Origin of the sequence: Streptomyces sp. NWU339 (assembly GCF_003143855.1) — a bacterium.
Classification (GTDB): Bacteria; Actinomycetota; Actinomycetes; order Streptomycetales; family Streptomycetaceae; genus Streptomyces.
Window position 1 is genome coordinate 244,011 of sequence record NZ_QFRK01000003.1, and the last position, 23,279, is coordinate 267,289.

19 protein-coding genes and 1 pseudogene are annotated in these 23,279 nt (G+C 71.4%); 11 read left to right on the top strand and 9 right to left on the bottom strand.

Annotated features, from left to right (window positions below; all coding sequences use genetic code 11):
• Window positions 1–113 precede the first annotated feature (113 nt).
• On the bottom strand, window positions 114–1,091 hold the full coding sequence (locus DIZ27_RS05965; protein ID WP_109377221.1) for an ArsA-related P-loop ATPase: 978 nt from the start codon (window positions 1,089–1,091) through the stop codon (window positions 114–116).
• A 157-nt stretch (window positions 1,092–1,248) separates the two neighbouring features.
• Here DIZ27_RS05965 and DIZ27_RS05970 point away from each other — a divergent pair, with 157 nt between their 5' ends.
• The 4 genes from DIZ27_RS05970 to DIZ27_RS05985 all read left to right on the top strand — a co-directional run bounded on the left by DIZ27_RS05970 (window position 1,249) and on the right by DIZ27_RS05985 (window position 3,811).
• The gene (locus tag DIZ27_RS05970; RefSeq protein WP_019355547.1) at window positions 1,249–1,410 is read left to right on the top strand and encodes a DUF4177 domain-containing protein; all 162 of its coding nucleotides are present in this window, start codon (window positions 1,249–1,251) and stop codon (window positions 1,408–1,410) included.
• Window positions 1,407–1,877, top strand: a complete 471-nt coding sequence (locus DIZ27_RS05975; RefSeq protein WP_109377222.1) for a RidA family protein — start codon at window positions 1,407–1,409, stop codon at window positions 1,875–1,877. The genes DIZ27_RS05970 and DIZ27_RS05975 overlap by 4 nt, the downstream gene beginning before the upstream one ends.
• A 225-nt stretch (window positions 1,878–2,102) precedes the next feature.
• Window positions 2,103–2,984, top strand: coding sequence for an NUDIX domain-containing protein (locus DIZ27_RS05980; RefSeq protein ID WP_109377223.1), 882 nt, complete (start codon window positions 2,103–2,105; stop codon window positions 2,982–2,984).
• Window positions 2,981–3,811: an MBL fold metallo-hydrolase gene (locus tag DIZ27_RS05985; protein ID WP_109377224.1), complete on the top strand. Its 831-nt coding sequence runs from the start codon at window positions 2,981–2,983 to the stop codon at window positions 3,809–3,811. Before DIZ27_RS05980 ends, DIZ27_RS05985 begins: the two co-directional genes overlap by 4 nt.
• A 93-nt stretch (window positions 3,812–3,904) precedes the next feature.
• Here DIZ27_RS05985 and DIZ27_RS05990 read toward each other — a convergent pair whose 3' ends face one another.
• A complete protein-coding gene (locus DIZ27_RS05990; protein ID WP_109377225.1) occupies window positions 3,905–4,579 on the bottom strand; it encodes a Crp/Fnr family transcriptional regulator in 675 nt (224 codons plus the stop codon).
• 273 nt (window positions 4,580–4,852) lie between these two features.
• Here DIZ27_RS05990 and nth point away from each other — a divergent pair, with 273 nt between their 5' ends.
• The 3 genes from nth (at window position 4,853) to DIZ27_RS06005 (ending at window position 7,962) form a co-directional block, all read left to right on the top strand.
• Window positions 4,853–5,830 (top strand): endonuclease III, encoded by a 978-nt coding sequence (gene nth / locus DIZ27_RS05995; RefSeq protein WP_375231931.1) that lies wholly within the window; start codon window positions 4,853–4,855, stop codon window positions 5,828–5,830.
• A gap of 118 nt (window positions 5,831–5,948) precedes the next feature.
• The gene (locus tag DIZ27_RS06000) at window positions 5,949–6,644 is read left to right on the top strand and encodes a CoA pyrophosphatase (protein ID WP_109377344.1); all 696 of its coding nucleotides are present in this window, start codon (window positions 5,949–5,951) and stop codon (window positions 6,642–6,644) included.
• Window positions 6,645–6,762: 118 nt separating this feature from the next.
• On the top strand, window positions 6,763–7,962 hold the full coding sequence (locus DIZ27_RS06005; RefSeq protein WP_109377227.1) for a MarP family serine protease: 1,200 nt from the start codon (window positions 6,763–6,765) through the stop codon (window positions 7,960–7,962).
• Between the two features lie 135 nt (window positions 7,963–8,097).
• Here the strand turns inward: DIZ27_RS06005 and DIZ27_RS46875 are convergent, their stop codons facing one another.
• The 6 genes and pseudogenes from DIZ27_RS46875 to DIZ27_RS06035 all read right to left on the bottom strand — a co-directional run bounded on the left by DIZ27_RS46875 (window position 8,098) and on the right by DIZ27_RS06035 (window position 16,425).
• Entirely contained in the window at window positions 8,098–8,280 is a 183-nt protein-coding gene (locus tag DIZ27_RS46875) for a hypothetical protein (protein WP_109377228.1), read from the bottom strand.
• Between the two features lie 123 nt (window positions 8,281–8,403).
• Window positions 8,404–9,369: an alpha/beta fold hydrolase gene (locus DIZ27_RS06015; RefSeq protein ID WP_109377229.1), complete on the bottom strand. Its 966-nt coding sequence runs from the start codon at window positions 9,367–9,369 to the stop codon at window positions 8,404–8,406.
• Window positions 9,366–9,860, bottom strand: coding sequence for a phage holin family protein (locus DIZ27_RS06020; protein WP_109377230.1), 495 nt, complete (start codon window positions 9,858–9,860; stop codon window positions 9,366–9,368). The genes DIZ27_RS06015 and DIZ27_RS06020 overlap by 4 nt, the downstream gene beginning before the upstream one ends.
• Window positions 9,861–10,080: 220 nt before the next feature.
• Window positions 10,081–11,517: a Na+/H+ antiporter NhaA gene (gene nhaA / locus DIZ27_RS06025; protein ID WP_109377345.1), complete on the bottom strand. Its 1,437-nt coding sequence runs from the start codon at window positions 11,515–11,517 to the stop codon at window positions 10,081–10,083.
• A 247-nt stretch (window positions 11,518–11,764) separates the two neighbouring features.
• Window positions 11,765–13,720, bottom strand: a complete 1,956-nt coding sequence (gene acs / locus DIZ27_RS06030) for an acetate--CoA ligase (protein WP_109377231.1) — start codon at window positions 13,718–13,720, stop codon at window positions 11,765–11,767.
• A 220-nt stretch (window positions 13,721–13,940) separates the two neighbouring features.
• Window positions 13,941–16,425: pseudogene (locus DIZ27_RS06035) on the bottom strand (bifunctional SulP family inorganic anion transporter/carbonic anhydrase).
• 368 nt (window positions 16,426–16,793) lie between these two features.
• Here DIZ27_RS06035 and DIZ27_RS06040 point away from each other — a divergent pair.
• Window positions 16,794–18,059 carry a hypothetical protein gene (locus DIZ27_RS06040; protein ID WP_109377232.1) on the top strand — a complete coding sequence of 422 codons (1,266 nt, stop codon included), beginning with the start codon at window positions 16,794–16,796 and terminating at the stop codon, window positions 18,057–18,059.
• 96 nt (window positions 18,060–18,155) lie between these two features.
• Window positions 18,156–19,019, top strand: coding sequence for an oxidoreductase (locus tag DIZ27_RS06045; protein ID WP_258308258.1), 864 nt, complete (start codon window positions 18,156–18,158; stop codon window positions 19,017–19,019).
• Window positions 19,020–19,397: 378 nt separating this feature from the next.
• Here DIZ27_RS06045 and DIZ27_RS06050 read toward each other — a convergent pair whose 3' ends face one another.
• Window positions 19,398–20,243, bottom strand: a complete 846-nt coding sequence (locus DIZ27_RS06050) for an HAD family phosphatase (RefSeq protein ID WP_109377233.1) — start codon at window positions 20,241–20,243, stop codon at window positions 19,398–19,400.
• A 564-nt stretch (window positions 20,244–20,807) separates the two neighbouring features.
• Here DIZ27_RS06050 and ssd point away from each other — a divergent pair.
• Entirely contained in the window at window positions 20,808–21,914 is a 1,107-nt protein-coding gene (ssd, locus tag DIZ27_RS06055; protein ID WP_109377234.1) for a septum site-determining protein Ssd, read from the top strand.
• Window positions 21,915–22,045: 131 nt separating this feature from the next.
• Entirely contained in the window at window positions 22,046–23,248 is a 1,203-nt protein-coding gene (locus DIZ27_RS06060; RefSeq protein WP_109377347.1) for a TadA family conjugal transfer-associated ATPase, read from the top strand.
• Window positions 23,249–23,279: the final 31 nt, after the last annotated feature.

Sequence of the window (23,279 nt, forward strand, 5' to 3'; positions counted from 1 at the left end):
GACGGGCCTGATGGGGGTGGCGGGCATGGCGGGAACACCGGGAGCGGCGCGCCCGGCGGGAAAGCTCCCGCCGGGCACGGGCACGGGTACGGACACGGGCAGGTTTCCGCCGGTCATGACACACCCTGTGCGCGGAGTTCCTCGGCCAGTTCGTACAGGCCCGCCAGGTCCATGCCTTCCGCGAGCAGCGGCAGCTCGTGCAGGGGCAGGCCCACCTCGGCCAGCGCGGCGCGCTGTTCGGCCTCCAGCGTGTACCGCTCGGCGTACTCCTTCGCCTGCGCGAGCAACGGGTCCACCAGCCGCTCGGCGTGCCCGCCGCGCCGCGCGCCGCCGAGACCGGAGGACGACAGTGCCCGCGCGACAGAGGAACGCTCGACCGTCCCCATGAGTTCCAGGTCGATCGCGTCCAGCACCTCGGGCCGCACCATGTTCACGATGATCCGCCCCACCGGCAGCCGGGCCCCCCGCAGCTCGGCGATGCCGTCCACGGTCTCCTGGACCGGCATCTCCTCCAGCAGGGTGACCAGGTGCACCGCCGTCTCCGGCGATTTCAGCACCCGCATCACGGCCTGGGCCTGATTGTGTATCGGGCCGATCTTCGCGAGCCCGGCGACCTCGTCGTTGACGTTGAGGAAACGGGTGATGCGCCCGGTCGGCGGGGCGTCCATCACGACGTAGTCGTAGACGAACCGCCCGTTCCTGTCCTTGCGCCGCACCGCCTCGCACGCCTTGCCGGTCAGCAGGACGTCCCGCACGCCGGGCGCGATGGTGGTCGCGAAGTCGATCGCGCCGAGCTTCTTCAGCGCCCGCCCGGCGCTGCCCAGCTTGTAGAACATCTGGAGGTAGTCCAGAAGGGCCCGCTCGGCGTCTATGGCGAGGGCGTGCACCTCCCCGCCCCCGGGAGCGACGGCGATCTTCCGCTCCTCGTACGGCAGCGCCTCCGTCTCGAAGACCTGCGCGATGCCCTGGCGGCCCTCGACCTCGACGAGAAGCGTCCGCTTCCCCTCCGTGGCCAGGGCCAGCGCGAGGGCCGCGGCCACCGTGGTCTTGCCGGTTCCGCCCTTGCCACTGACCACCTGAAGCCTGCTCACGCCTTTGAGCCTAATTCCTCCCCGTGCGCCCCGGCGGCTCCGGGTGCGAGTTGCCGGGCTTCCCGCGCTCCTGGGTACCCGGGCTTCCCGGGTTTCCCCGGCTTTCATGGCTTCCCGTGCTTCCCGTGCGGGGGACGGCAGCGGCTAGAGTCGCCGCATGACGAAATGGGAGTACTCCACGGTTCCGCTGCTGGTCCACGCCACGAAGCAGATTCTGGACACCTGGGGCGAGGACGGCTGGGAGCTCGTGCAGGTCGTGCCGGGCCCGAACAACCCCGAGCAGCTGGTCGCCTACCTGAAGCGGGAGAAGCAGGCGTGAGCGCGGTCGAGGCCAAACTGGCCGAACTCGGGCTGAGCCTGCCGGAGGTCGTTCCGCCGCTGGCCGCGTACCGTCCGGCCGTGCTGTCGGGGCGGTACGTCTACACCGCCGGCCAGCTTCCCATGGTGGGCGGCGAGCTTCCGCTGACCGGAAAGGTCGGTGCCGAGGTCACGGCCGAGGAGGCGAAGGAGCTGGCGCGCACCTGTGCGCTGAACGCCCTCGCCGCCGTGAAGTCGGTCGCCGGTGATCTGGACCGCGTCGCGCGCGTGGTGAAGGTCGTCGGGTTCGTGGCCTCGGCCACGGACTTCACGGGCCAGCCGGGCGTCCTCAACGGTGCGAGCGAGCTGCTGGTCGAGGTCCTCGGCGACAAGGGCGTCCACGCCCGCAGCGCGGTGGGCGTCGCGGTACTGCCCCTCGACGCACCGGTGGAGGTCGAGATCCAGGTGGAGCTGACGGACGCCGGCTGACGGACGCGCGCTGACGGACACGGACGGGCAGAAGCGGTCGGCGTCCGACGGAGGCGGAGGCGGGCCGGTGCTCGGCGGAGGGCCGTGTGGCCCGTGCCGGCCGCCGGATCCGCCGCCTCTCCTCGCCGCGTCCCCCTGCCGCTTCCCGGCGTCGCGCGTCCCCTTGTGCCCGCCTTCTCCCGCTGGGCACTCGAACATCCGCCCGTCCCGAGATAGCCTCCGGCCATGGTGAATGCGCAGGCTGGTGGGCAGTGGTACCCATCCGAGTGGCCGGTCCGCATCCGCGCGCTCGCGGAGGGCACCCTCACCCCGGTCCCGCCCAAGCGGGCGGCCACCGTGATGCTCCTGCGGGACGCCGGTGACGGCTGCGTCGTCCACATGCTGCGCCGGAGCGCCTCCATGGCCTTCGCCGGAGGCGCCTACGCCTACCCCGGCGGTGGCGTCGACCCGCGGGACGACGACCACCACGTCCGCTGGGCGGGCCCCACGCGCGCGTGGTGGGCGGACCGGCTCGGCGTCGACGAGACCGACGCCCAGGCGATCGTCTGCGCCGCCGTACGCGAGACGTACGAGGAAGCCGGTGTGCTGCTCGCCGGTCCGACGTCCGACTCCGTGGTCGGTGACACGACGGGCGCGGACTGGGAGGCGGACCGCGCGGCACTCGTCGCGCGAGAGACGTCCTTCGCGGAGTTCCTCGACCGTCGAGGGCTGGTCCTGCGCTCGGACCTGCTCGGCGCGTGGACCCGGTGGATCACCCCGGAGTTCGAGCCCCGCCGCTACGACACCTGGTTCTTCGTCGCCGCGCTCCCCGAGGGGCAGCGCACCCGCAACGCCTCTACGGAGGCCGACCGCACGGTGTGGATCGCCCCGCGCGAGGCGGCTGCCGCGTACGACCGGGGCGAGCTGCTGATGATGCCCCCGACGATCGCGACCCTGCGCCAGCTGACGGCGTACCCGGCGGCGGCGCAGGCGCTCGACGCGGCATCCGCGCGGGATCTCACGCCGGTACTGGCCACCGCGCGCCTGGACGACGGGAAGATCGTGCTGTCCTGGCCCGGGCACGACGAGTTCACCAAGCACATCCCGACCGGTGGAGCACCCGCATGACGGACGCCGCAGCCCTTCCCGGCCAACCGCGCGGTGGGGTCCTCTCCGGACCCGCCACCGCGCGCGCGGTCAACGTCCTGGCCCCGAACGCCTCGGCCATGACCCTGGACGGCACCAACACCTGGATCCTCTCGGAACCCGACTCCGCGCGGGCGGTCGTCGTCGACCCCGGCCCGCTGGACGAGGGACATCTACGCAACGTCGTCGACACGGCCGAGCGGGCCGGCAAGCGCGTCGCCCTCACCCTGCTGACGCACGGTCACCCCGACCACGCCGAGGGCGCCACCCGCTTCGCCGAGCTGACCGGCACGAAGGTACGGGCGCTGGACCCGAAGCTGCGGCTGGGGGACGAGGGCCTGTCCGGCGGGGACGTCGTCGACGTGGGCGGTCTGGAACTGCGGGTCGTCCCCACCCCCGGCCACACCGCCGACTCCCTGTCCTTCCACCTGCCGGCCGACGGGGCCGTCCTCACCGGCGACACCGTCCTGGGACGCGGTACGACCGTCGTGTCCCATCCCGACGGCCGACTCGGCGACTACCTGGACACCCTGCGCCGCCTGCGCTCGCTCACGGTCGACGACGGCGTCCACACGGTCCTGCCCGGTCACGGCCCCGTACTGGAGGACGCCCAGGGTGCGGTCGAGTACTACCTGGCGCACCGGGCCCACCGCCTCGCCCAGGTGGAGACGGCCGTCGAGAACGGTCGTCTCACCCCGTCCGAAGTCGTCGCCCACGTCTACGCCGACGTGGACCGCTCCCTGTGGCCGGCCGCGGAACTGTCGGTCCGCGCGCAGCTGGAATACCTGCGGGAGCACGGGCTCATCTAGCGGGGGCACGGGCTCACCCGAAGGCCCCGGGGCCCGGCAGGCGCTGAGGCCTGCGGGGCACCGGGGCCGTCGGCACGCGTGCCGGGAATCCCGTCAGCGGGAGCGCTTCGCGAGGCGCTCGACGTCCAGGAGGATCACCGCGCGGGCCTCCAGACGGAGCCAGCCGCGCTGTGCGAAGTCCGCCAGGGCCTTGTTGACCGTCTCGCGGGACGCGCCGACCAGCTGGGCCAGCTCCTCCTGCGTGAGGTCGTGGACGACGTGGATGCCCTCCTCGGACTGCACCCCGAAGCGGCGGGAGAGGTCCAGCAGGGCGCGGGCGACCCGGCCCGGGACGTCGGAGAAGACCAGGTCCGACATGGCGTCGTTGGTCTTGCGCAGCCGGCGCGCGACGGCCCGCAGCAGCGCTGTGGCCACCTCGGGGCGGGCGTTCAGCCAGGGCTGGAGGTCGCTGTGGCCCAGGGCGAGCAGCTTGACCTCGGTCAGCGCCGTGGCGGTCGCGGTGCGCGGGCCCGGGTCGAAGAGCGACAGCTCACCGATGAGCTCGCCGGGACCGACGACGGCCAGCATGTTCTCGCGGCCGTCGGGGGAGGTCCGGTGGAGCTTGACCTTGCCCTCGGTGACCACGTAGAGCCGGTCTCCGGGGTCGCCCTCGTGGAACAGGGAGTCACCCCGTGCGAGGGTCACCTCGCTCAGCGAGGCGCGAAGCTCCGCGGCCTGCTCGTCATCGAGCGCCGCGAAGAGCGGGTTCCGCCGCAGAACGTCGTCCACGTGTTCTCTCCTTGTCGACCTGCTCAGGGGATCTTGTTCCCCGCGTACCAGGGGACCGAGGTGCCCATTTTGCCGGACAGTCCAAACAGTGTGATCTGTCACAAGGATGCCGCACAGGCGTGCCCGGGTAAGCGGCAGGGGTCCAATTGGGCGCCGATCCGCAGGGGCCGGGGCGGATGTCGGTGCCGAGCCGTAGGCTGGTCGGGTGTCCAAATCGCCGGTGAGAGCACGCTCCTAGGGGCTGCACGGGTGGCGGTACATCATGATTCCGCTGTGGGCGAACAGGGTCCCGGCGGCGGCAGGGAAACGGCGAAACCGACAAAGAAGGCACCGGTGAAGAAGGATTCGACCGCGAGTGCGAGCGAAGCGGCGGCCGAGGTGAGGACCGCGTCCGCGAAGGGCTCCGCACCCGCGAAGAAGGCGGCGTCCGTGAAGAGCCCCGCGTCCGCGAAGAAGGCCGCCGCCGGGCAGCCCAAGGCCGAGTCGCGTACCGCGCTGGTCCGCCGGGCCCGGCGGATCAACCGGGAGCTCGCCGAGGTGTACCCGTACGCCCACCCCGAGCTGGACTTCGAGAATCCCTTCCAGCTGGTGGTCGCCACGGTCCTGTCCGCCCAGACCACCGACCTGCGGGTCAACCAGACGACCCCCGCCCTCTTCGCGAAGTACCCCACCCCCGAGGACCTGGCCGCCGCCGACCCGGAGGAGGTGGAGGAGATCCTCCGCCCCACCGGGTTCTTCCGGGCCAAGACCAAGTCGGTGATAGGGCTTTCGAAGGTGCTGGCGGAGGAGTTCGCCGGCGAGGTGCCGGGTCGGCTGGAGGATCTCGTCAAGCTGCCGGGCGTGGGCCGCAAGACGGCCTTCGTCGTCCTCGGCAACGCCTTCGGCCGCCCGGGGATCACTGTGGACACGCACTTCCAGCGCCTGGTGCGCCGCTGGAAGTGGACGGAGGAGACCGACCCCGACAAGATTGAGGCGGCCGTCGGCGGGCTCTTCCCCAAGAGCGACTGGACCGACCTCTCGCACCATGTGATCTGGCACGGCCGCCGCATCTGCCACGCCCGTAAGCCCGCCTGCGGAGCCTGCCCCATCGCACCGCTCTGCCCGGCGTACGGCGAGGGGGAGACGGACCCGGAGAAGGCGCGGAAGCTGCTGAAGTACGAGAAGGGCGGCTTCCCGGGCCAGCGTCTGAACCCCCCGCAGGCCTACCTCGACGCGGGCGGCCGACCGGCCCCGCCGCTGGGTGCCGGGTGACAGGGCATATCCGGCGGCCGCAGGTGGAACGATCTTTGATGGAACGTTCCAGGGGCCGCCGGGCGTTGGACCTGTCGCCGGGGACGGACGGGCAGGGGGCAGGACGACGGGGGTGGCGATGACGCGGGCGGGCAACATCCGGGGTGGCCGGGCGACGCTCAGTCAGGAGGGTCTGCCCACCTGGCTGGACCCGGTGGTACGGGCCGTGGAGACGGTCGCGCCGGGACAGCTGAGCCGCTTCCTGCCGCCGGCGAACGGCTCGGGGCGCCAGTCCGCGGTCCTGATCCTGTTCGGCGAAGGCGCGTACGGCCCGGAACTGCTGCTCATGGAGCGGTCGACGGCGTTGCGCTCGCATGCCGGGCAGCCGGCCTTCCCCGGTGGCGCCCTCGACCCCGAGGACGGCGACCCGCTGGCCGACGGGCCGCTGTGGGCCGCGCTGCGCGAGGCCGAGGAGGAGACCGGGCTCGATCCGGCCGGTGTCCAGCTCTTCGGTGTCCTGCCCAAGCTCTACATCCCCGTCAGCGGCTTCGTCGTCACCCCGGTGCTGGGCTGGTGGCGGGTGCCCAGTCCGGTCGGCGTCGTGGATCCCAACGAGACCGCCCGGGTCTTCACGGTCCCGGTGGCGGATCTCACCGATCCGGACAACCGGGCGACCGCGGTCCATCCCAGCGGCCACCAGGGTCCGGCATTCCTGGTCGAATCGGCTCTCGTCTGGGGTTTCACGGCCGGGGTCATCGACCGGCTGCTCCACTACGCGGGGTGGGAGCGGCCCTGGGACCGGGACAAGCGGGTCCCGCTGGACCAGAGGTCATGACAGGGTGGGCGCCGTGCCGTGCGGTACGGGGGGCTGGTGACGACGGCGGTTCGTGCCGTACGCCCCCGGACTCCGGCCGAGTGGGAGCGACCGGAATGACGAGGCGAGGCTGGAAGCAGTGAACGTGCTGGACATCCTGTTGCTGGTCGCCGCCGTCTGGTTCGCGATCGTCGGCTACCGCCAGGGGTTCGTCGTCGGCATCCTGTCGGTGATCGGGTTCCTGGGCGGCGGTCTCGTCGCCGTCTACGTGCTCCCCGTCATCTGGGACGTCCTGACGGACAACGCCGAGGTCGGCACGACCGCGGCCGTCGCCGCGGTCGTCGTCGTCATAGTCTGCGCATCCGTCGGCCAGGCGCTGACCACCCACCTCGGCAACAAGCTGCGCCGCTACATCACCTGGTCCCCGGCCCGAGCGCTCGACGCGACCGGCGGTGTCCTGGTCAACGTCGTCGCCATGCTCCTGGTCGCCTGGCTGATCGGCTCCGCCCTCGCCGGTACGACGCTGCCGACGCTCGGCAAGGAGGTCCGCGGTTCCAAGGTCCTGCTCGGTGTCTCCCGCGCGCTGCCCGACCAGGCCGACACCTGGTTCGCCGACTTCTCCTCCGTCCTCGCGCAGAACGGTTTCCCGCAGGTCTTCAGCCCGTTCGCGAACGAGCCGATCACCGATGTCCAGCCCCCCGACCCCGCCCTGGCCGGCAGCCCCGTGGCCGCCCGGGCCCAGCGGTCCATCGTCAAGGTCATGGGCACCGCCCCGCGGTGCGGCAAGGTGCTGGAGGGCACCGGCTTCGTGTTCTCCGAACGCCGCGTCATGACCAACGCGCACGTCGTGGGCGGCGTCGACGAACCGACCGTGCAGATAGGCGGCGAGGGAAGGAAGTACGACGCGACGGTCGTCCTCTACGACTGGAAGCGCGACATCGCGGTCCTCGACGTCCCGGACCTGAAGGCGCCGGCGCTGCGGTTCACGACCGAGGACGCGGGCAGCGGCGACAGCGCGATCGTCGCCGGCTTCCCGGAGAACGGCGCGTACGACGTCAGATCCGCGCGGGTCCGCGGGCGGATCACGGCCAACGGCCCGGACATCTACCACCGGGGCACGGTCCGCCGTGACGTCTACTCCCTGTACGCGACGGTCCGTCAGGGCAACTCCGGCGGCCCGCTGCTCACACCCGAGGGCCGGGTCTACGGCGTGGTGTTCGCCAAGTCCCTCGACGACGCCGAGACGGGGTACGCGCTCACCGTGGACGAGATCCAGGACGACATCACCAAGGGCCGTGCCGCGAACCAGCAGGTGGACAGCGACCGCTGCGCGCTCTGAGCGGCGCGAGGCCCACGGTGGCGGCGAGAGCTGCCTACGGAGTGACGCGCGGTGCGGCAACGCGATGCGTGAACCGGGCGCGTGAACTCGGCGCGGGACGCGGCGCGCGGGATACGGCCGTCGCGCCGCGTCCGGTCACCCGCGTGGGTGAAGCAGTCGTACCGAGACCCAGCGTGCCCGGCGGCGGAGGATGTGGGGGATCCCCACCTTGAGGTCCGTGCCCGCCATGTGCGGTGCACCGCCTCGCTGGTGGGATCCCCCGCCGCCCGCCGAGCGGCGGTCGCGGCCTGCGTCACTGTAGTCGTGCGTCCAGCCCATATTCCGACGGTGCCCCCGCCTCATGGTCGATAACCGCTTCTGGGGCAGCCAATTGGCCTATGCGCCAGGCAAGTGGCCGTTCGTAGGACAGGTGTTCAATTCCGATGATCGGGATGTCTTGGTTCAGCGGTCGGGCTCCGGGTCCTTCAGCCAGTTGATCAGCTCGGTGGAGAACGTGACCGGGTCCTCCTCGTGCGGGAAGTGCCCGAGCCCGTCGAACAGCCGCCAGCGGTACGGCGCTTCGACGTACTGTCCGGACCCGGCGGCGCTCCGGGTGCGCACCACGGGGTCCAGCGAGCCGTGCAGATGCAGCGTCGGCACCCGCACCGGCCGCTTCATCCGGCGGTTGAACTGGATGCCGTCGGGCCGGGCCATGGAGCGCACCATCCAGCGGTACGGCTCGATCGAGCAGTGCGCCGTGGACGGGATGCACATGGCGCGGCGGTAGTTCTCCAGCGCCTTCTCCTCGGGCGGACGCGGCCCGGACCAGTCCTGGATGAGTTCGGCCACCAGCGCCCCGTCGTCGGCGGTGAGCTGCCGCTCCGGGACCCAGGGCCGCTGGAACCCCCAGATGTGGGACATGGCGGACGACTGCCTGACGTCCGCCAGCATGGCCGACCGCCAGCGCCGCGGATGCGGCATGGACGCGACCGCGAGCCGTCGTACGAGCTTGGGACGCATCGCCGCCGCCGTCCAGGCCAGGTAGCCGCCCAGGTCGTGCCCGACCAGCGCGGCGTCCGGTTCGCCGAGGGAACGGACCACCCCGGTGATGTCCAGCGCGAGGTTGGCCGGGTCGTAACCGCGCGGTGTGCGGTCGCTGCCCCCGACACCCCGCAGGTCCATGGCGACGGCGCGGAAACCGGCGTCGGCGAGTGCCGTCAGCTGGTGCCGCCAGGTCCACCAGAACTGCGGAAAGCCGTGCAGCAGCAGTACCAGCGGTCCGTCGCCGAGCTCCGCGATGTGGAAGCGCGCGCCGTTGGCGGCCACGTCCCGGTGGGTCACCTCGGCGCCACCCGGGATGTCGAGGCGTACGGCCGAGAGGGGGTGCGCCGAGGGAGGTTGCCCCGAGGGGAGGGAGGAGCCCGTCATGAGGACGAGCGTCCCACAGCTTCGATCGCCGCGGGGGCCCGGTCCTTGGACAGGTCGAGTTCGGGACGCGGGTGCGGCTTGGCCTTCTGCAGCACGCCCGCGGTCTCCTTCATGGAGGCGGCGACCTTCTGCGGGCCCCGGCCCTTCTTCGCCTTCTTCGCGAAGACGACGCCGATCAGCAGGAGGGCGAGCGCGATCAGCACATTCGCCGCGAAGGACAGCAGGAAGCAGAGGGCGAGGTTCCAGTCGCTCCAGGTGTGGATGCCGTAGGCCAGGGCGAAGTTCAGCATCGGCAGGGAGAACAGGAGCAGTACACCGGCCGCGGTGAACGCCCCGCCGCTCGTCGCACCCCGCTTCACGTCCTGCTTGAGCTGCGCCTTCGCCAGCGCGATCTCGTCGTGCACCAGCGCCGACATGTTCTCCGTCGCCGAGGCGAACAGTTCGCCGATGCTGCGTTCGGCGCCGACCGGGCTGCCGTCGGGTGTGCTCATCGCGGTCTCCCTCTTCTGCGTACGTATCGCGTGCCACTGTGTGTCGCTGCGTACGGTTCAGTCTGCCGTCTGACGGTTCCCGTCCGGTCGGCCGCCACGTCCGACCGCGTGTGGCCGGCCCCGTGGGTCGGGCGTGGCGCGTCCGGTCGTGTGTGTCCGCGGGCGTCCGTGTGTGTCCGCGGGCGTCCGACTGTCCTGACTTTTGTACCGTCTCGTCAGATCATGCCGGACCGTCGTGGTCCTCGCCTGCCCCGCCCGGCACTTCGGCAAGCCCGCGCCGTTGTTCGGCCTTCTCCCGGGCGAGCCGGCGGTGCTCGGCGGCCTTGCGGTCGTGGATCTCCGCCATGCGCAGGTGGTAGGCCGGGTCGTCCTCCTCGTACACGTCGGGGATGCCGCTGAGGTCGTCGTCGCGCTCCTCCTCCTGGGACAGCCTGCGGTACTTGGCGTTCCGGATCTTCAGCAGCACGGTCGCCACGACGGTCGCGATCAGCGAACCGGTCAGCACGGCGGCCTTGACGCTGTCCGTCATCGCCGCGTCGCCCTGGAAGGCGAGTTCACCGATGAGCAGTGAGACGGTGAACCCGATCCCGGCCAGCGTCGACACCGCCAGGACGTCCGCCCAGGCGAGCTCCTCGCTGAGCGAGGCCTTGGTGAAGCGCGTGGTCAACCACGTACCGCCGAAGATGCCGACCGTCTTGCCGACGACGAGGCCGAGGACGACGCCGAGCGTCTCGGGCGTGGTGAACACGTCCGCGAGCGCACCGCCGGAGACCGCCACACCCGCGCTGAACAGGGCGAACAGCGGGACGGCGAGACCCGAGGAGAGGGGCCGGACCAGATGCTCGATGCGCTCACCGGGGGACTGCTCCTCACCCTCGTGGCGGTGGCAGCGCACCATCAGGCCCATGGCGACACCGGCGATGGTGGCGTGGATGCCGCTGTTGTACATCAGGCCCCAGACGACGAGGGCGAGCGGCACGTACACGTACCAGCCGCGCACGCCCTTGCGGAGCAGCAGCCAGAAGACGGCCAGACCCACCACGGCACCGCCGAGCGCGACGAAGTCCAGGTCGGCGGTGAAGAAGACCGCGATGATCAGGATCGCGAAGAGGTCGTCGACGACGGCGAGGGTGAGCAGGAAGGCGCGCAGCGCGCTCGGCAGGGAGGTGCCGATGACGGCGAGCACGGCGAGCGCGAAGGCGATGTCGGTGGCGGTGGGCACGGCCCAGCCGGCCAGTGAGCCGCCGCCGATGCCGCTGGTGAGCGTGTAGACGAGCGCCGGTACGGCCATGCCGCACAGGGCGGCGACGACGGGGAGCGCGGCGGCCCGGGGGTCGCGCAGGTCACCGGCGACGAGTTCGCGCTTGAGTTCCGTTCCGGCGACGAAGAAGAAGACCGCGAGCAGTCCGTCGGTGGCCCAGTGCGCGACGGACAGGTTCAGGCCGAGTGACTCGGGGCCGAAGCGGAAGTGGCTGACGCTCTCGTAGCTGTCGTGCAGGGCGGGCACGTTCGCCCAGATCAGCGCGGTGATCGCGGCGACGAGCAGCAGCATGCCGCCGACGGTCTCGGTGCGCAGTGCGTCCGCGACGAAGTTCCGCTCGGGCAGGGAGAGACGGCCGAGGGCCTTGCGGGGGCTGGGGGTGCGGGGCGCGGTCACGGGGGTGGTCCTCTGGTCGTCGGGCAGCACGAATCGTGTGCCGACCAGACTTCCCGGCGCTCCATGAGACAACTTGTGTGCGGGTGGCCTGCAGTGGCCACCTTCGTGTCCACTCTAACCAACGTGCTTCCGGGCCGCACCGAGGGCTTTCGGTGACGGATGTCACGGGGAGGGTGCCCGGCGCGTGCGCGGCGCCGGGCACCCCCGTGTTCCTGTGGCCGGCCGCCCCGTGACGGCCGGCACGTGCTCAGTCCTCGCCGGGCGCCTGGGGCAGCTTCGCCTGGATCAGGTCCATCACGGTGGAGTCGGTCAGCGTGGTCACGTCACCGAGCTGGCGGTTCTCCGCGACGTCCCGCAGCAGACGGCGCATGATCTTGCCGGAGCGGGTCTTCGGCAGCTCATTGACCGGCAGGATCCGCTTGGGCTTGGTGATCGGGCCGAGTGTGGCGCCCACGTGGTCGCGCAGCTCGGCGACCAGCTGCTCGGTCTCCGCCGCCGTACCGCGCAGGATCACGAAGGCGACGATGGCCTGCCCGGTCGTCTCGTCCGCCGCGCCGACCACGGCCGCCTCGGCGACCGACGGGTGGGAGACGAGCGCCGACTCCACCTCGGTGGTGGAGATGTTGTGCCCGGAGACCAGCATCACGTCGTCGACCCGGCCGAGCAGCCAGATGTCGCCGTCGTCGTCCTTCTTGGCGCCGTCGCCGGCGAAGTACTTGCCCTCGAAACGTGACCAGTACGTGTCGATGTACCGCTGGTCGTCGCCCCAGATGGTGCGCAGCATCGACGGCCACGGCTCGGTGAGGACCAGGTAGCCACCGCCGCCGTCGGGCACCTCGCGCGCCTCGTCGTCGACGACGGTCGCGGCGATGCCGGGCAGCGGAGTCTGGGCGGAGCCCGGCTTGGCGCCGGTCACGCCGGGCAGCGGCGAGATCATGATGCTGCCGGTCTCGGTCTGCCACCAGGTGTCCACCACGGGGGTGCGGTCCGCGCCGATGTTCTTGCGGTACCAGATCCACGCCTCGGGGTTGATCGGCTCACCGACGGAGCCGAGGACCCGCAGCGAGGACAGGTCGAACTTCGCGGGGATGTCGTCGCCCCACTTCATGAACGTCCGGATCGCGGTGGGCGCCGTGTAGAGGATCGTCACGCCGTACTTCTGCACGATCTCCCAGAAGCGGCCCTGGTGCGGGGTGTCGGGCGTGCCCTCGTACATGACCTGGGTCGCGCCGTTGGCGAGCGGCCCGTAGACGATGTACGAGTGCCCGGTGACCCAGCCGACGTCGGCCGTGCACCAGAACACGTCGGTCTCCGGCTTGAGGTCGAAGACCGCCCAGTGCGTGTAAGCGGTCTGGGTGAGGTAGCCGCCGGAGGTGTGCAGGATGCCCTTCGGCTTACCCGTGGTGCCGGAGGTGTAGAGGATGAACAGCGGCTGCTCGGCCTCGAACGCCTCCGGGGTGTGCTCGGTGCTCTGGCGGCCCACCACCTCGTGCCACCACAGGTCGCGGCCCTCGGTCCAGGCGACGTCCTGGCCGGTGCGGCGGACGACGAGGACGTGCCGCACGGTGTCGACGCGGTCGGCCGCCTCGTCCACGGCGGGCTTGAGCGCGGACGGCTTGCCGCGCCGGTAGCCGCCGTCGGCGGTGATGACGACCTTGGCGTCGGCGTCCTGGATACGGGTCGCGAGCGCGTCCGCCGAGAAACCGCCGAAGACGACGGAGTGTGCGGCGCCGATCCGGGCGCAGGCCAGCATGGCGACCGCCGTCTCGGGGATCATCGGCATGTAGATCGCCACCCGGTCGCCCTTGTGGACGCCCAGCTCCAGCAGGGCGTTGGCGGCCTGGGAGACCTCGTCCTTGAGCTGGGCGTAGGTGATCGTGCGACTGTCGCCGGGCTCGCCCTCGAAGTGGATGGCGACCCGGTCGCCGTGCCCGGCCTCCACATGCCGGTCCACGCAGTTGTAGGCGACGTTGAGCTCGCCGTCCTTGAACCACTTGGCGAACGGCGGGTTCGACCAGTCGAGCGTTTCGGTCGGCTCCTTGGCCCAGGTCAGTCGGCGGGCCTGCTCGGCCCAGAAGCCGAGCCTGTCAGCCTTGGCCTGTTCGTACGCCTCCGCGGTGACGTTGGCGTTGGCGGCCAGGTCGGCGGGGGGTGCGAACCTGCGTTCTTCCTTGAGCAGGTTGGCCAGGCTTTCGTTGCTCACGGCATCTGCCTTTCCCGGAGTGTCCGTTGTGTCCCGGGCCACAGCTCATCAGACCCGAGGGTGGGCTGACAAGGGCCGATGGCAAAGTGGTTTAGACCTTTTGAGGTCAGCTCTCTGAGGTCAACCGATCGCTTCCGTGGCCCGGGGGTCATCCGTACCCACGGACGCCGAGGGCACGCGGTTCAGCCTCCGTCACACCACTCATACCCGCGACGGCCCCTCATCGCGCCGGGTCCGCCGCCCTCACCCGGTCGAACATGCCCTCTCCCGCCGTCTCGGTGAGGCGATACGCCTGCGCCTCACCCGCATGGAAGTACATGCCGTGGAGCGTCAGCTTCCCGTCCTTCAGAGCACGGGCCACCGGCTCGTGGGCGCGCAGATGGTCGAGCTGCTGGACGACGTTGGCCAGGCAGAGCCGCTCGGCCGGGTCGGCCGGTGCCCGTCCGTCGAGGCGTGCCCAGGGCTCGTGCCCGTCGCCGGCCCGTTCCAGGCTCGGCAGCCCGTGCCGCAGCCACCGTCTCAGCGGAGTGCGGGCACCGTCCGGCTCCGGGTCGAGCAGGGCCCGCACGGCACCGCACCCCGAGTGCCCGCAGACCGTGATGGACCGCACCGCGAGCACCTCCACGGCGTACTCGAGGGCGGCCGCCACCGAGTCGTCACCGCTCTCCTCGCCGGGCGGCGGCACGAGGTTGCCGACATTGCGGACCACGAAGAGGTCTCCCGGACCGCTGGAAGTGATCATCGATGTGACCAGCCGGGAGTCGGCACAGGTGAGGAACAGCCGGGTCGGACGCTGTCCCTCGCGCGTCGGCCGCACGGGACGCGTCGGCCGCACGGGACGCGTGGTCCTCACCGGGTGGGCTCCCTGCGCCGGAGAGGATCGCCCGTGTGTCCGAGCCGCTGTGGATCCCCAGGCTGCCGGGGGCGTCGGGAGCCCCGGGGACGTCGGGGACGTCGTGGACGCTGCGGTCGTCGTTCGGTACGGAGTCGCCGTCAGGTGCGGACTCGCCGTCGGGTGTGGATCGTGAGGGCTCGCACTGGTGGTTGCGCCAGGCGGTCCAGGGCCGGCAACGGCACCCGGCGCCGGTGGCCGGGCCCGCCGCGTCGGTGCCGTCCGAAGCGGGTGCGGCGGCGAGGACCGCGGGCTCGGCTATCCGGACTCCGGTCCCGGGCCGGCGGCCGGTGATCTCGACCGCACCGCCCCGGGCGGTGTGCGTGTTCTGCCAGTCCTGCAAGGCCTCGTACGCCGCGTGGTCCATGAACGACCCGTCCAGCGCCACGACGGTGGTGGCCCCCTGGGGTACGAGATGCAGGGACCGGCTGAGTCGGGGTACGGCGAGGAACGTCAACTGCCCTCGGACATGTACGTGATGGACTCCTTTCTTCGCCTCATGCGTGATCCGGGTGCGGGTGAGGCGGTGCAGGGCCACGCCGACGGCCGCGGCGATGCCGAGGGCGACGCCCTCCAGGACGCCCACGGACACCACGCCGAGGGCGGTCACGGCGTAGACGAGGACTTCACGGTGTCGGGTCACCGTACGGATGTGGTGCAGTGACACCATCTGGATGCCGACAGCCATCACCAGGGCGGCGAGTGAGGCGAGCGGGATGAACTCCAGGATCGGGACCATCAGCAACGCGGCGACCACTACGAGAACGCCGTGCAGCATCGTGGAGTTCCGGCTCACGGCACCCGCGTTCACATTTGCGGAACTGCGCACGGCCACCCCGGCCACGGGCAGTCCGCCGAGGCAGCCGGAGGCGATGTTCGCGGTGCCCTGACCGAGCAGTTCGCGGTCCAGGTCGGAGCGTGGACCGTGGCCCGGACCGGGGCGGCGGGAGACCAGTTTGTCCACGGCGACCGCGCCCAGCAGCGACTGCACGCTGCACACCAGCGTGGTGGTGAGCACAGCGGCGACGAGACCGAGCACGGGCCCCTCGGGCAGTCCGGCCAGCGCGTGGCTGCGCCAGGACGGCAGGTCGACCTCGGCCAGGACGAGGCCGGCCGCGGACGCGACCGCGGTGGCCCCGGTGACGGCGACGAGCGCGGCCGGGACCCTGCGCAGAACGCGCCCCGCCCCGCCGGGGATCCGGGGCCACAGCAGGAGCAGGGCCAGGGTGAGCACGCTCACCGCGACGGCAGCGGGGTCCAGGTTCGCCAACTGGGCGGGAAGCGCCCGGAGGTTGTCGGGGACGGAGCTCTGCGGGGTGCCGCCGAGGACGATGTGCACCTGGGCGACGGCGATGGTGACGCCGATACCGGCGAGCATCCCGTGCACGATGGCGGGGCTGACGGCGAGTGCGCCGCGCGCCACCCGCAGACAGCCCAGGCCGAGTTGGGAGAGTCCGGCGAGAACGGTGATGGCGCAGGTCGTCCGCCAGCCGTACTGCTGGATGATGTCGGCGGTGACGACAGTGAGTCCGGCGGCCGGACCGCTGACCTGGAGCGGGGAGCCGCCGAGCCGTCCGGCGACGAGGCCGCCCACGGCGGCGGCGACCAGGCCGGCCTGAAGCGGCGCGCCGGTGGCGAGAGCGATGCCGAGGGACAGGGGCAGAGCGATCAGGAAGACCGCGACGGCGGCCGACAGATCGGCGCCCGCGATACGGAGCCGACGGGGCCCGGCCGGCGGCGGGCTGTGGGGCGGGTGGGCACGCCCGGTTCGGTTCGGGTCGCTGGCGTGGGTGGTGGGAACACAGGTTGGCATGCTTCCCGTCTCCTCCGGGGCTGCGTGGTCGCGGAAGTGGGGGTGACTCGCTCGGCGGCGGGGCGGTCGCGGCCGTGGGTCACGGCGTCAGAACGGCGGGATCGGTCAACGGCGGCGAGGAGCCTCGACGGCAAGAATCCCAACCAGTAGTAAACGAATCGTAATTCAGAGTAAAGGGCGAGTCTTCCCTTTTAGGGCAAACGGTCTAATGATTACTTCTCGCGTGTGAAGTATGTGTTTTATCGGCTTGTCGTATTAATTCCTTCTCAGTCCCATGCGACTTTGGCGGCGCTGTCGGCGCGGACCGGCAAGCACCCGACAGCGCCGCCCACGGGGTCGGCCCGAGAGAAGGAAGAAGGTGGGCGGGCATGGCCGCCACCCGAAGGATCGCCGTGAGCACCGTGATCGCCGCGGTCTGTGCCGTCCCGCTCGCCGGCTGCGGAACCGGCGCCGACGGTTTCGACGAGGAATCTCAGGATCCGAAGAAGGCGGAGCCGGCGCCGAAGAACGTGGTCCGGCTGATCGGCGACGGCTCCACCGCGTACACCGGGGCCCAGCCGCACCTGCCCGAGCCCGAGCGGCTGGAGCCGGGCGAGAAGCCCCCGCAGTTCGTCGTCTTCTCGTGGGACGGCGCGGGTGAGGACAGCCAGAAGCTCTTCTCCCACTTCCGCAAGGTCGCCAAGGAGAACGACGCGACCATGACGTACTTCCTGAGCGGCGTGTACATGCTCCCGGAGGAGAAGCGTGACCTGTACCGCCCGCCGCAGCACTCACCGGGCCGGTCCGACATCGGCTTCAACGACGTCGAGGGCATCGCCGCCACAGTGGAGCAACTGCGCCTGGCGTGGCTCGAGGGCAACGAGATCGGCACCCACTTCAACGGTCACTTCTGCGGCCCCGACGGCGGGGTCGGCGAATGGTCGGTGGCGGAGTGGAAGGACGAGATCGCCCAGGCCAAATCGTTCGTGAAGGCATGGAGGACCCACACCGGCATGAAGAACGAGGCCCCCCTCCCCTTCGACTACGACAAGGAGCTCATCGGCGCCCGCACCCCCTGTCTGGAGGGTCAGGAGAACTTCATGGAGGCGGCGAGAGAGCTGGGCTTCCGCTACGACACCAGTGGTGTCAACAACCAGGTGTGGCCGGAGAGGAAGCAGGGGCTGTGGGACCTGTCGCTGCAGCTCGTCCCGTTCCCCGGGCACTCCTTCGAGCAGCTCGCCATGGACTACAACTTCATGGTCAACCAGTCCGGCACCGAAACCCAGGGCGACCCCGCCAAGCACGGACGGTGGGGTGACGAGATGCGGGACGGCCTGCTCGCGGGCTTCGAGCGGGCCTACGACGGCAACCGGGCACCTCTGATCATCGGCAACCACTTCGAGTCCTGGAACGGAGGCACCTACATGCGGGCCGTCGAGGAGGTCGTCAAGGAGGTGTGCGCCAAATCCGACGTGCGCTGTGTCTCCTTCCGGCAGCTCGTGGACTGGCTGGATGTCCAGGACCCGAAGACCCTGGCGAAACTGCGCACCCTGACCGTGGGCGAAGCCCCGAAGCAGGGCTGGAAGTCCTTCCTGTCCGGCGCCCCCGCCCCGGCCCCCAAGGGTGTGCCCGGGGCGCCCGCGGCGAGGGGGTGAGCGGGGCGGCCTTCACCGCGGCTCCGGCGGGCGGTCCGGAGTGAGGAAGACCACTCCTGCACAGGGCGGGCGCCCAGGGTGCGTAATGTCGTACTCATGAGTACGACAGGCGCGACCGCCGATCCTCCCCCGAGCTCTCGGAAGAGTTCGAGCAGCGGGGACCCCCTCGCGGCCCTGGGCTCGCTGCCCGGTGTGCCCGACTCCGTGGAATCCGTCCGCAAGGCCGTGGACCGGGTCTACAAGCACCGGGTCATGCGGCGGCGCAGCAACGAGATCACCTCCGAGGCGGCCCTGCGCGGCGCCCGTGGCTCGGCGGCGCTGTCCGGGGCGGACTGGGCCCTGGAGGAGGTGCGCCGGCGCAGCGACTTCGGCAGCGGCGACGAGGCGCGCACGATGGGTGCGGCCCTGCGGCTGTCCGCCGAGGCGGGGCAACTGCTGTCCATCTGGCGCCAGTCGCCGCTGAGGGTGCTCGCCCGGCTGCATCTGGTCGCGGCGGCCGACCGGGCCGACCAGGTCGGGCGCCCGCGGAAGGAGGGCGAGCCGGTCGACGAGCCCTTGATCGGGCTTCCGCTGCCCGCCGCGGCGGAGGCACACGGCCGACTGGAGGGGCTGTCGGAACTGATCATCGCGGGCAGTTCCGCCCCGGCGCTGGTGACTGCCGCCGTCGTGCACGGTGAACTGCTCGCACTGCGCCCCTTCACCTCCCACAACGGCCTTCTCGCGCGTACGGCCGAACGCATCGTGCTGGTCGGCAGCGGGCTGGACCCGAAGTCGGTCTGCCCGGCCGAGGTCGGCCATGCCGAACTGGGTCAGGAGGCCTATCTGGCCGCTCTGGAGGGTTATGTCTCGGGCACCCCCGAGGGCATGGCCTCCTGGATCGCCCACTGCGGACGCGCGGTCGAACTGGGGGCACGCGAGTCCACGGCGGTGTGCGAGGCGCTGCAGCGCGGGGCGGCATAGCCGCGGTCGCGCAGAGATGCGGCGGTACGAGAACTCGTACCGCCGCTGGCATGTCCACCTGGTTACCAAGCGTCCTCGATATATGCCCATCAGGTCGGGAACATTTGCCCGTCCCTGGTGCGGCTGGCCCGTAATCGACGGGTCGACGTCGCGTGGGTGCCCTGTGGCCATGCTCGGTCCGTGGGGCCAAATGCGTTCTGAAGGGGATCCTCTCGGATGTCCTTGGTCTCGCGGGCCGTTGAGTCCTTTGTACTCCAGGTCCGAAGCAAGCGGAAGTGCTGGACCCGCTTCTTTACTTTTAGGTTCAAATATGCGCTAATCGGGCGCCCGTCCGGCGAAGGGGAACCGGCCTGTCGGTGCGTCGTGCGGGGTGGCCGGTCAGACCACCGGTGCCCGGCGTCGGCTCGCGTACCAGACCAGGCCCGCGGTGGCCGCGGCAGCGCTTATGGCGGCAGCCGCCACGAGGGCCGGGCGAGGAGGTACGGAGAGTGCGGGCAGGCGCTGCTTGAGCCGGACGGGCCGGTGGAAGTCCAGGATCGGCCACTCGCGCGCGACCGCTTCGCGGCGCAGTGTCCGGTCCGGGTTCACGGCGTGCGGATGGCCCACGGACTCCAGCATCGGCAGATCGGTCGCCGAGTCGCTGTAGGCGTAGCAGCGGGCGAGGTCGTAGCCCTCGGATTCGGCCAGCTCCCTGATCGCCTCGGCCTTGGTCGGGCCGTACGCGTAGTACTCCACCTCCCCGGTGAAGCACCCGTCGTCGCCCACGACCATGCGGGTGGCCATGACCCGGTCCGCGCCGAGCAGCTCGCCGATCGGCTCGACCACCTCGGCGCCCGAGGTGGACACGATCACCACGTCGCGGCCGGCGGTGTGGTGCTGCTCGATGAGGGTGGCGGCCTCGTCGTAGATGATCGGGTCGATCAGGTCGTGCAGGGTCTCTGCGACGATCTCCTTGACCTGTTGGACGTTCCAGCCGCGGCACAGCGCGGACAGGTACTTGCGCATCCGTTCCATCTGGTCGTGGTCTGCGCCGCCGGCCAGGAAGACGAACTGGGCATACGCGGTGCGCAAGGCTGCCCTGCGGTTGATCAGGCCGCCTTGGTAGAACGACTTGCTGAACGTGAGCGTGCTCGACTTCGCAATGACCGTCTTGTCCAGATCGAAGAAGGCGGCTGTGCGGGGCAGTGAGTGGTTTTCCACGCCTTGAGCATAGGCGCAGCCCATTCGGCGTAAGGTGTGGCGCGTGGGTTTGCCTGAGAGGCCTCTCGGGTACACCATGGAAGTCACGGATCGTTCGCGACCGTGCTAACCCGGTCCGGCTCCTCCCCCCCGAGTCGGACGTGGGGACGACCCCCGCTCTCCCCCCCGGCGGGGGTCGTCGCATGTCCGGGTGGGTTTTTCCCCTTCCCTCCATGGCCGAGGCGTGATCGGTCGACCGGGACCGGTCAGTATTTGACATGAGCATGATTCTCAACTCTGCGTAGTCGTGGGATCGCTCTGTGGAGGTCGTCCGGGGGTGTGCCGGGCTCGCCGGTATGGGTGACGGAGATATTCACAACCGTTGGTCCGTCCACAGTTTTCGACCAAGATCCACATGATTTCCCGGATCGCTGCACCGTGATTTCAACGCGTCCCGCTCGCGGCGAGTTCATGGCCGGTTCTGTTTCGGCGAGTCGCGTAGGCCGGTTTCTGGCGGCCGTTCATATGGAGACCGCTTGCCGGTTCTTCACACGTTTGGGAATCGCGGGGCCGCAGGGGCGCCGTGAGATGCAGCGAAGGGGGACGAAAATGGCAGGAACTGTCACACACGATCCACCGCCCGCCGCCGGAGGAGGCAGGCAGGGCGGACCGCTGATCGTCACCGAGGACCCCGGACTTCTCGACGATCTGCTGCGTCTGTGCGCCGCGGCCGGTGCCACCCCGGAGGTCCACCACGGAGTTCCGGAACCGAGGGGCAGCTGGGAGGCCGCGCCGCTCGTCCTCGTCGGCGACGACGCCGCTCGGCGTGTACGCGGTGCCGCGCGCAGGCGAGGAGTGGTGCTGGTCGGCCGCGACCAGGACGACTCGGGGGTCTGGCGCAGGGCCGTGGAGATCGGCGCCGACCATGTGCTGATGCTGCCCGACGGCGAGCAGTGGCTGGTCGACCGTATCGCCGACGTGGCCGAGGGCGTCGGCCGGCCGGCCCTGACCGTCGGCGTCCTCGGCGGCCGGGGCGGGGCCGGGGCCTCCACCCTGGCATGCGCACTCGCCGTCACCTCGGCGCGGGAGGGTCTGCGCACCCTCCTGGTGGACGCGGATCCGCTGGGCGGCGGACTCGACGTGGTCCTCGGGGGAGAAACGGCGGAAGGGCTGCGCTGGCCCGCGTTCGCCGCCTCACGGGGGCGGGTCGGCGGTGGAGCCCTGGAGGAGTCGCTGCCCGAGCTGCACTCGCTGCGGGTGCTCAGCTGGGACCGGGGCGACTGCGTCGCCGTACCGCCCCAGGCTGTACGGGCGGTGCTCGCCGCGGCCCGGCGCGGGGGCGGCGCGGTCGTGGTCGACCTGCCCCGCCGCGTCGACAGCGGGGTGGCCGAGGCCCTCGCGCAGCTCGACCTCGGGCTCCTGGTCGTCCCCGCGGAACTGCGCGCCGTCGCGGCGGCCGGACGGGTCGCCTCCGCCGTCGGCATGGTCCTGCGCGACCTGCGAGTGGCGGTGCGCGGCCCGTACATGCCCGGCCTCGACGACCGGGAGGTCGCCCGGCTGCTCGGACTGCCCCTCGCCGGCGACGTACCCGTCGAGCCCGCCCTGCAGCGTCCGTCCGGGGCGGGAGAACCACCTGCGGCATCCGGCCGGGGCCCGCTGGCCCGCTTCTGCAAGGAGTTCTGGGAGCGGGCGCTGGTGGAGGCGAGGGCGACATGAGCATCAGGAGCACCAGGAGGGCGGAGCAGCCGCGTCACGTGCCGGTGGGCGGCCCGGAGAGCGCGGCCCTCGGCGGAACACGCGGTGCGCCGCCGACGGGCCTGCGGGGCGTCACCTCGGTCGGGGCGCCGATGAGGGGAGGGGCGTCCGGCACACCGGTGGGCGGGTCGGGGGCGCCGCCAGGCCTGCTCGACGGGGTACGGCGGTGGCTCGCGGAGAGCGGATCCGAGCCGACGCCCGCGCGGGTGGCACAGGCACTGAGGGAGCAGGGGCGAGTCCTCGGCGACGCCGAAGTGCTGGGGGCCGCCGAACACCTGCGGTCCGAGCTGATCGGCAGCGGTCCGCTGGATCCGCTCCTCGCCGACCGGTCGGTGACCGATGTGCTCGTGTCGGCACCGGACCGGGTCTGGGTGGACCGTGGCGGCGGGCTGGAGCTCACCCGCGTCTCCTTCCCGGACGCGGTCGCCGTACGGCGGCTCGCCCAGCGGCTCGCCGCCGTGGCCGGCCGGCGCCTGGACGACGCCCGGCCGTGGGTGGACGCGCGGCTGCCCGACGGGACACGGCTCCACGCGGTGCTCCCCCCGGTGGCCGTCGGCTGCACCTGCCTGTCGCTGCGGGTCGTACGGCCCCGCGCCTTCACCCTGGACGAACTGACGGCGGCGGGCACGGTACCACCGGGCGGCGACCGGATCCTGCGCGCACTGCTCGACGCGCGACTGTCCTTCCTGGTCAGCGGCGGCACCGGGACCGGGAAGACGACCCTGCTCAGCGCTCTGCTGGGGCTGGTCGGGCCGGACGAGCGGATCGTCCTCGCCGAGGACTCGGCCGAGCTGCGGCCCGACCATCCACACGTCGTACGCCTGGAAAGCAGGCCCGCGAACCAGGAGGGCGCCGGACTCGTCACGCTCGAGGACCTGGTGCGCCAGGCACTGCGGATGCGGCCGGACCGGCTGGTCGTGGGGGAGGTGCGCGGCCCCGAGGTGGTCCATCTCCTGGCCGCCCTCAACACGGGACACGAAGGCTCGGGGACAGTCCACGCCAATGCCGCCGCGGACGTGCCCGCCCGGCTGGAGGCGCTCGGCACGGCGGCCGGGCTCGACCGGTTCGCGCTGCACAGCCAACTGGCGGCCGCCCTGTCCGTGGTGCTGCACCTCGTACGTGACCGGGGCGGCCGGAGGCGGATCGCGGAGGTGCACGTGCTGGAACGGGGCTCGTCGGGGCTGGTGCGGACGGTGCCCGCGCTGCGGTGGGGCCCGGACGCCTTCGCCCATGAGCCGGGGTGGGAGCGGCTGCGGGAGCTGCTCCGGAACGGGAGCGGGGGCGGCGGACGGTGAGCGGGTCGAAGCGGTGGACGGTGAGCGAGTG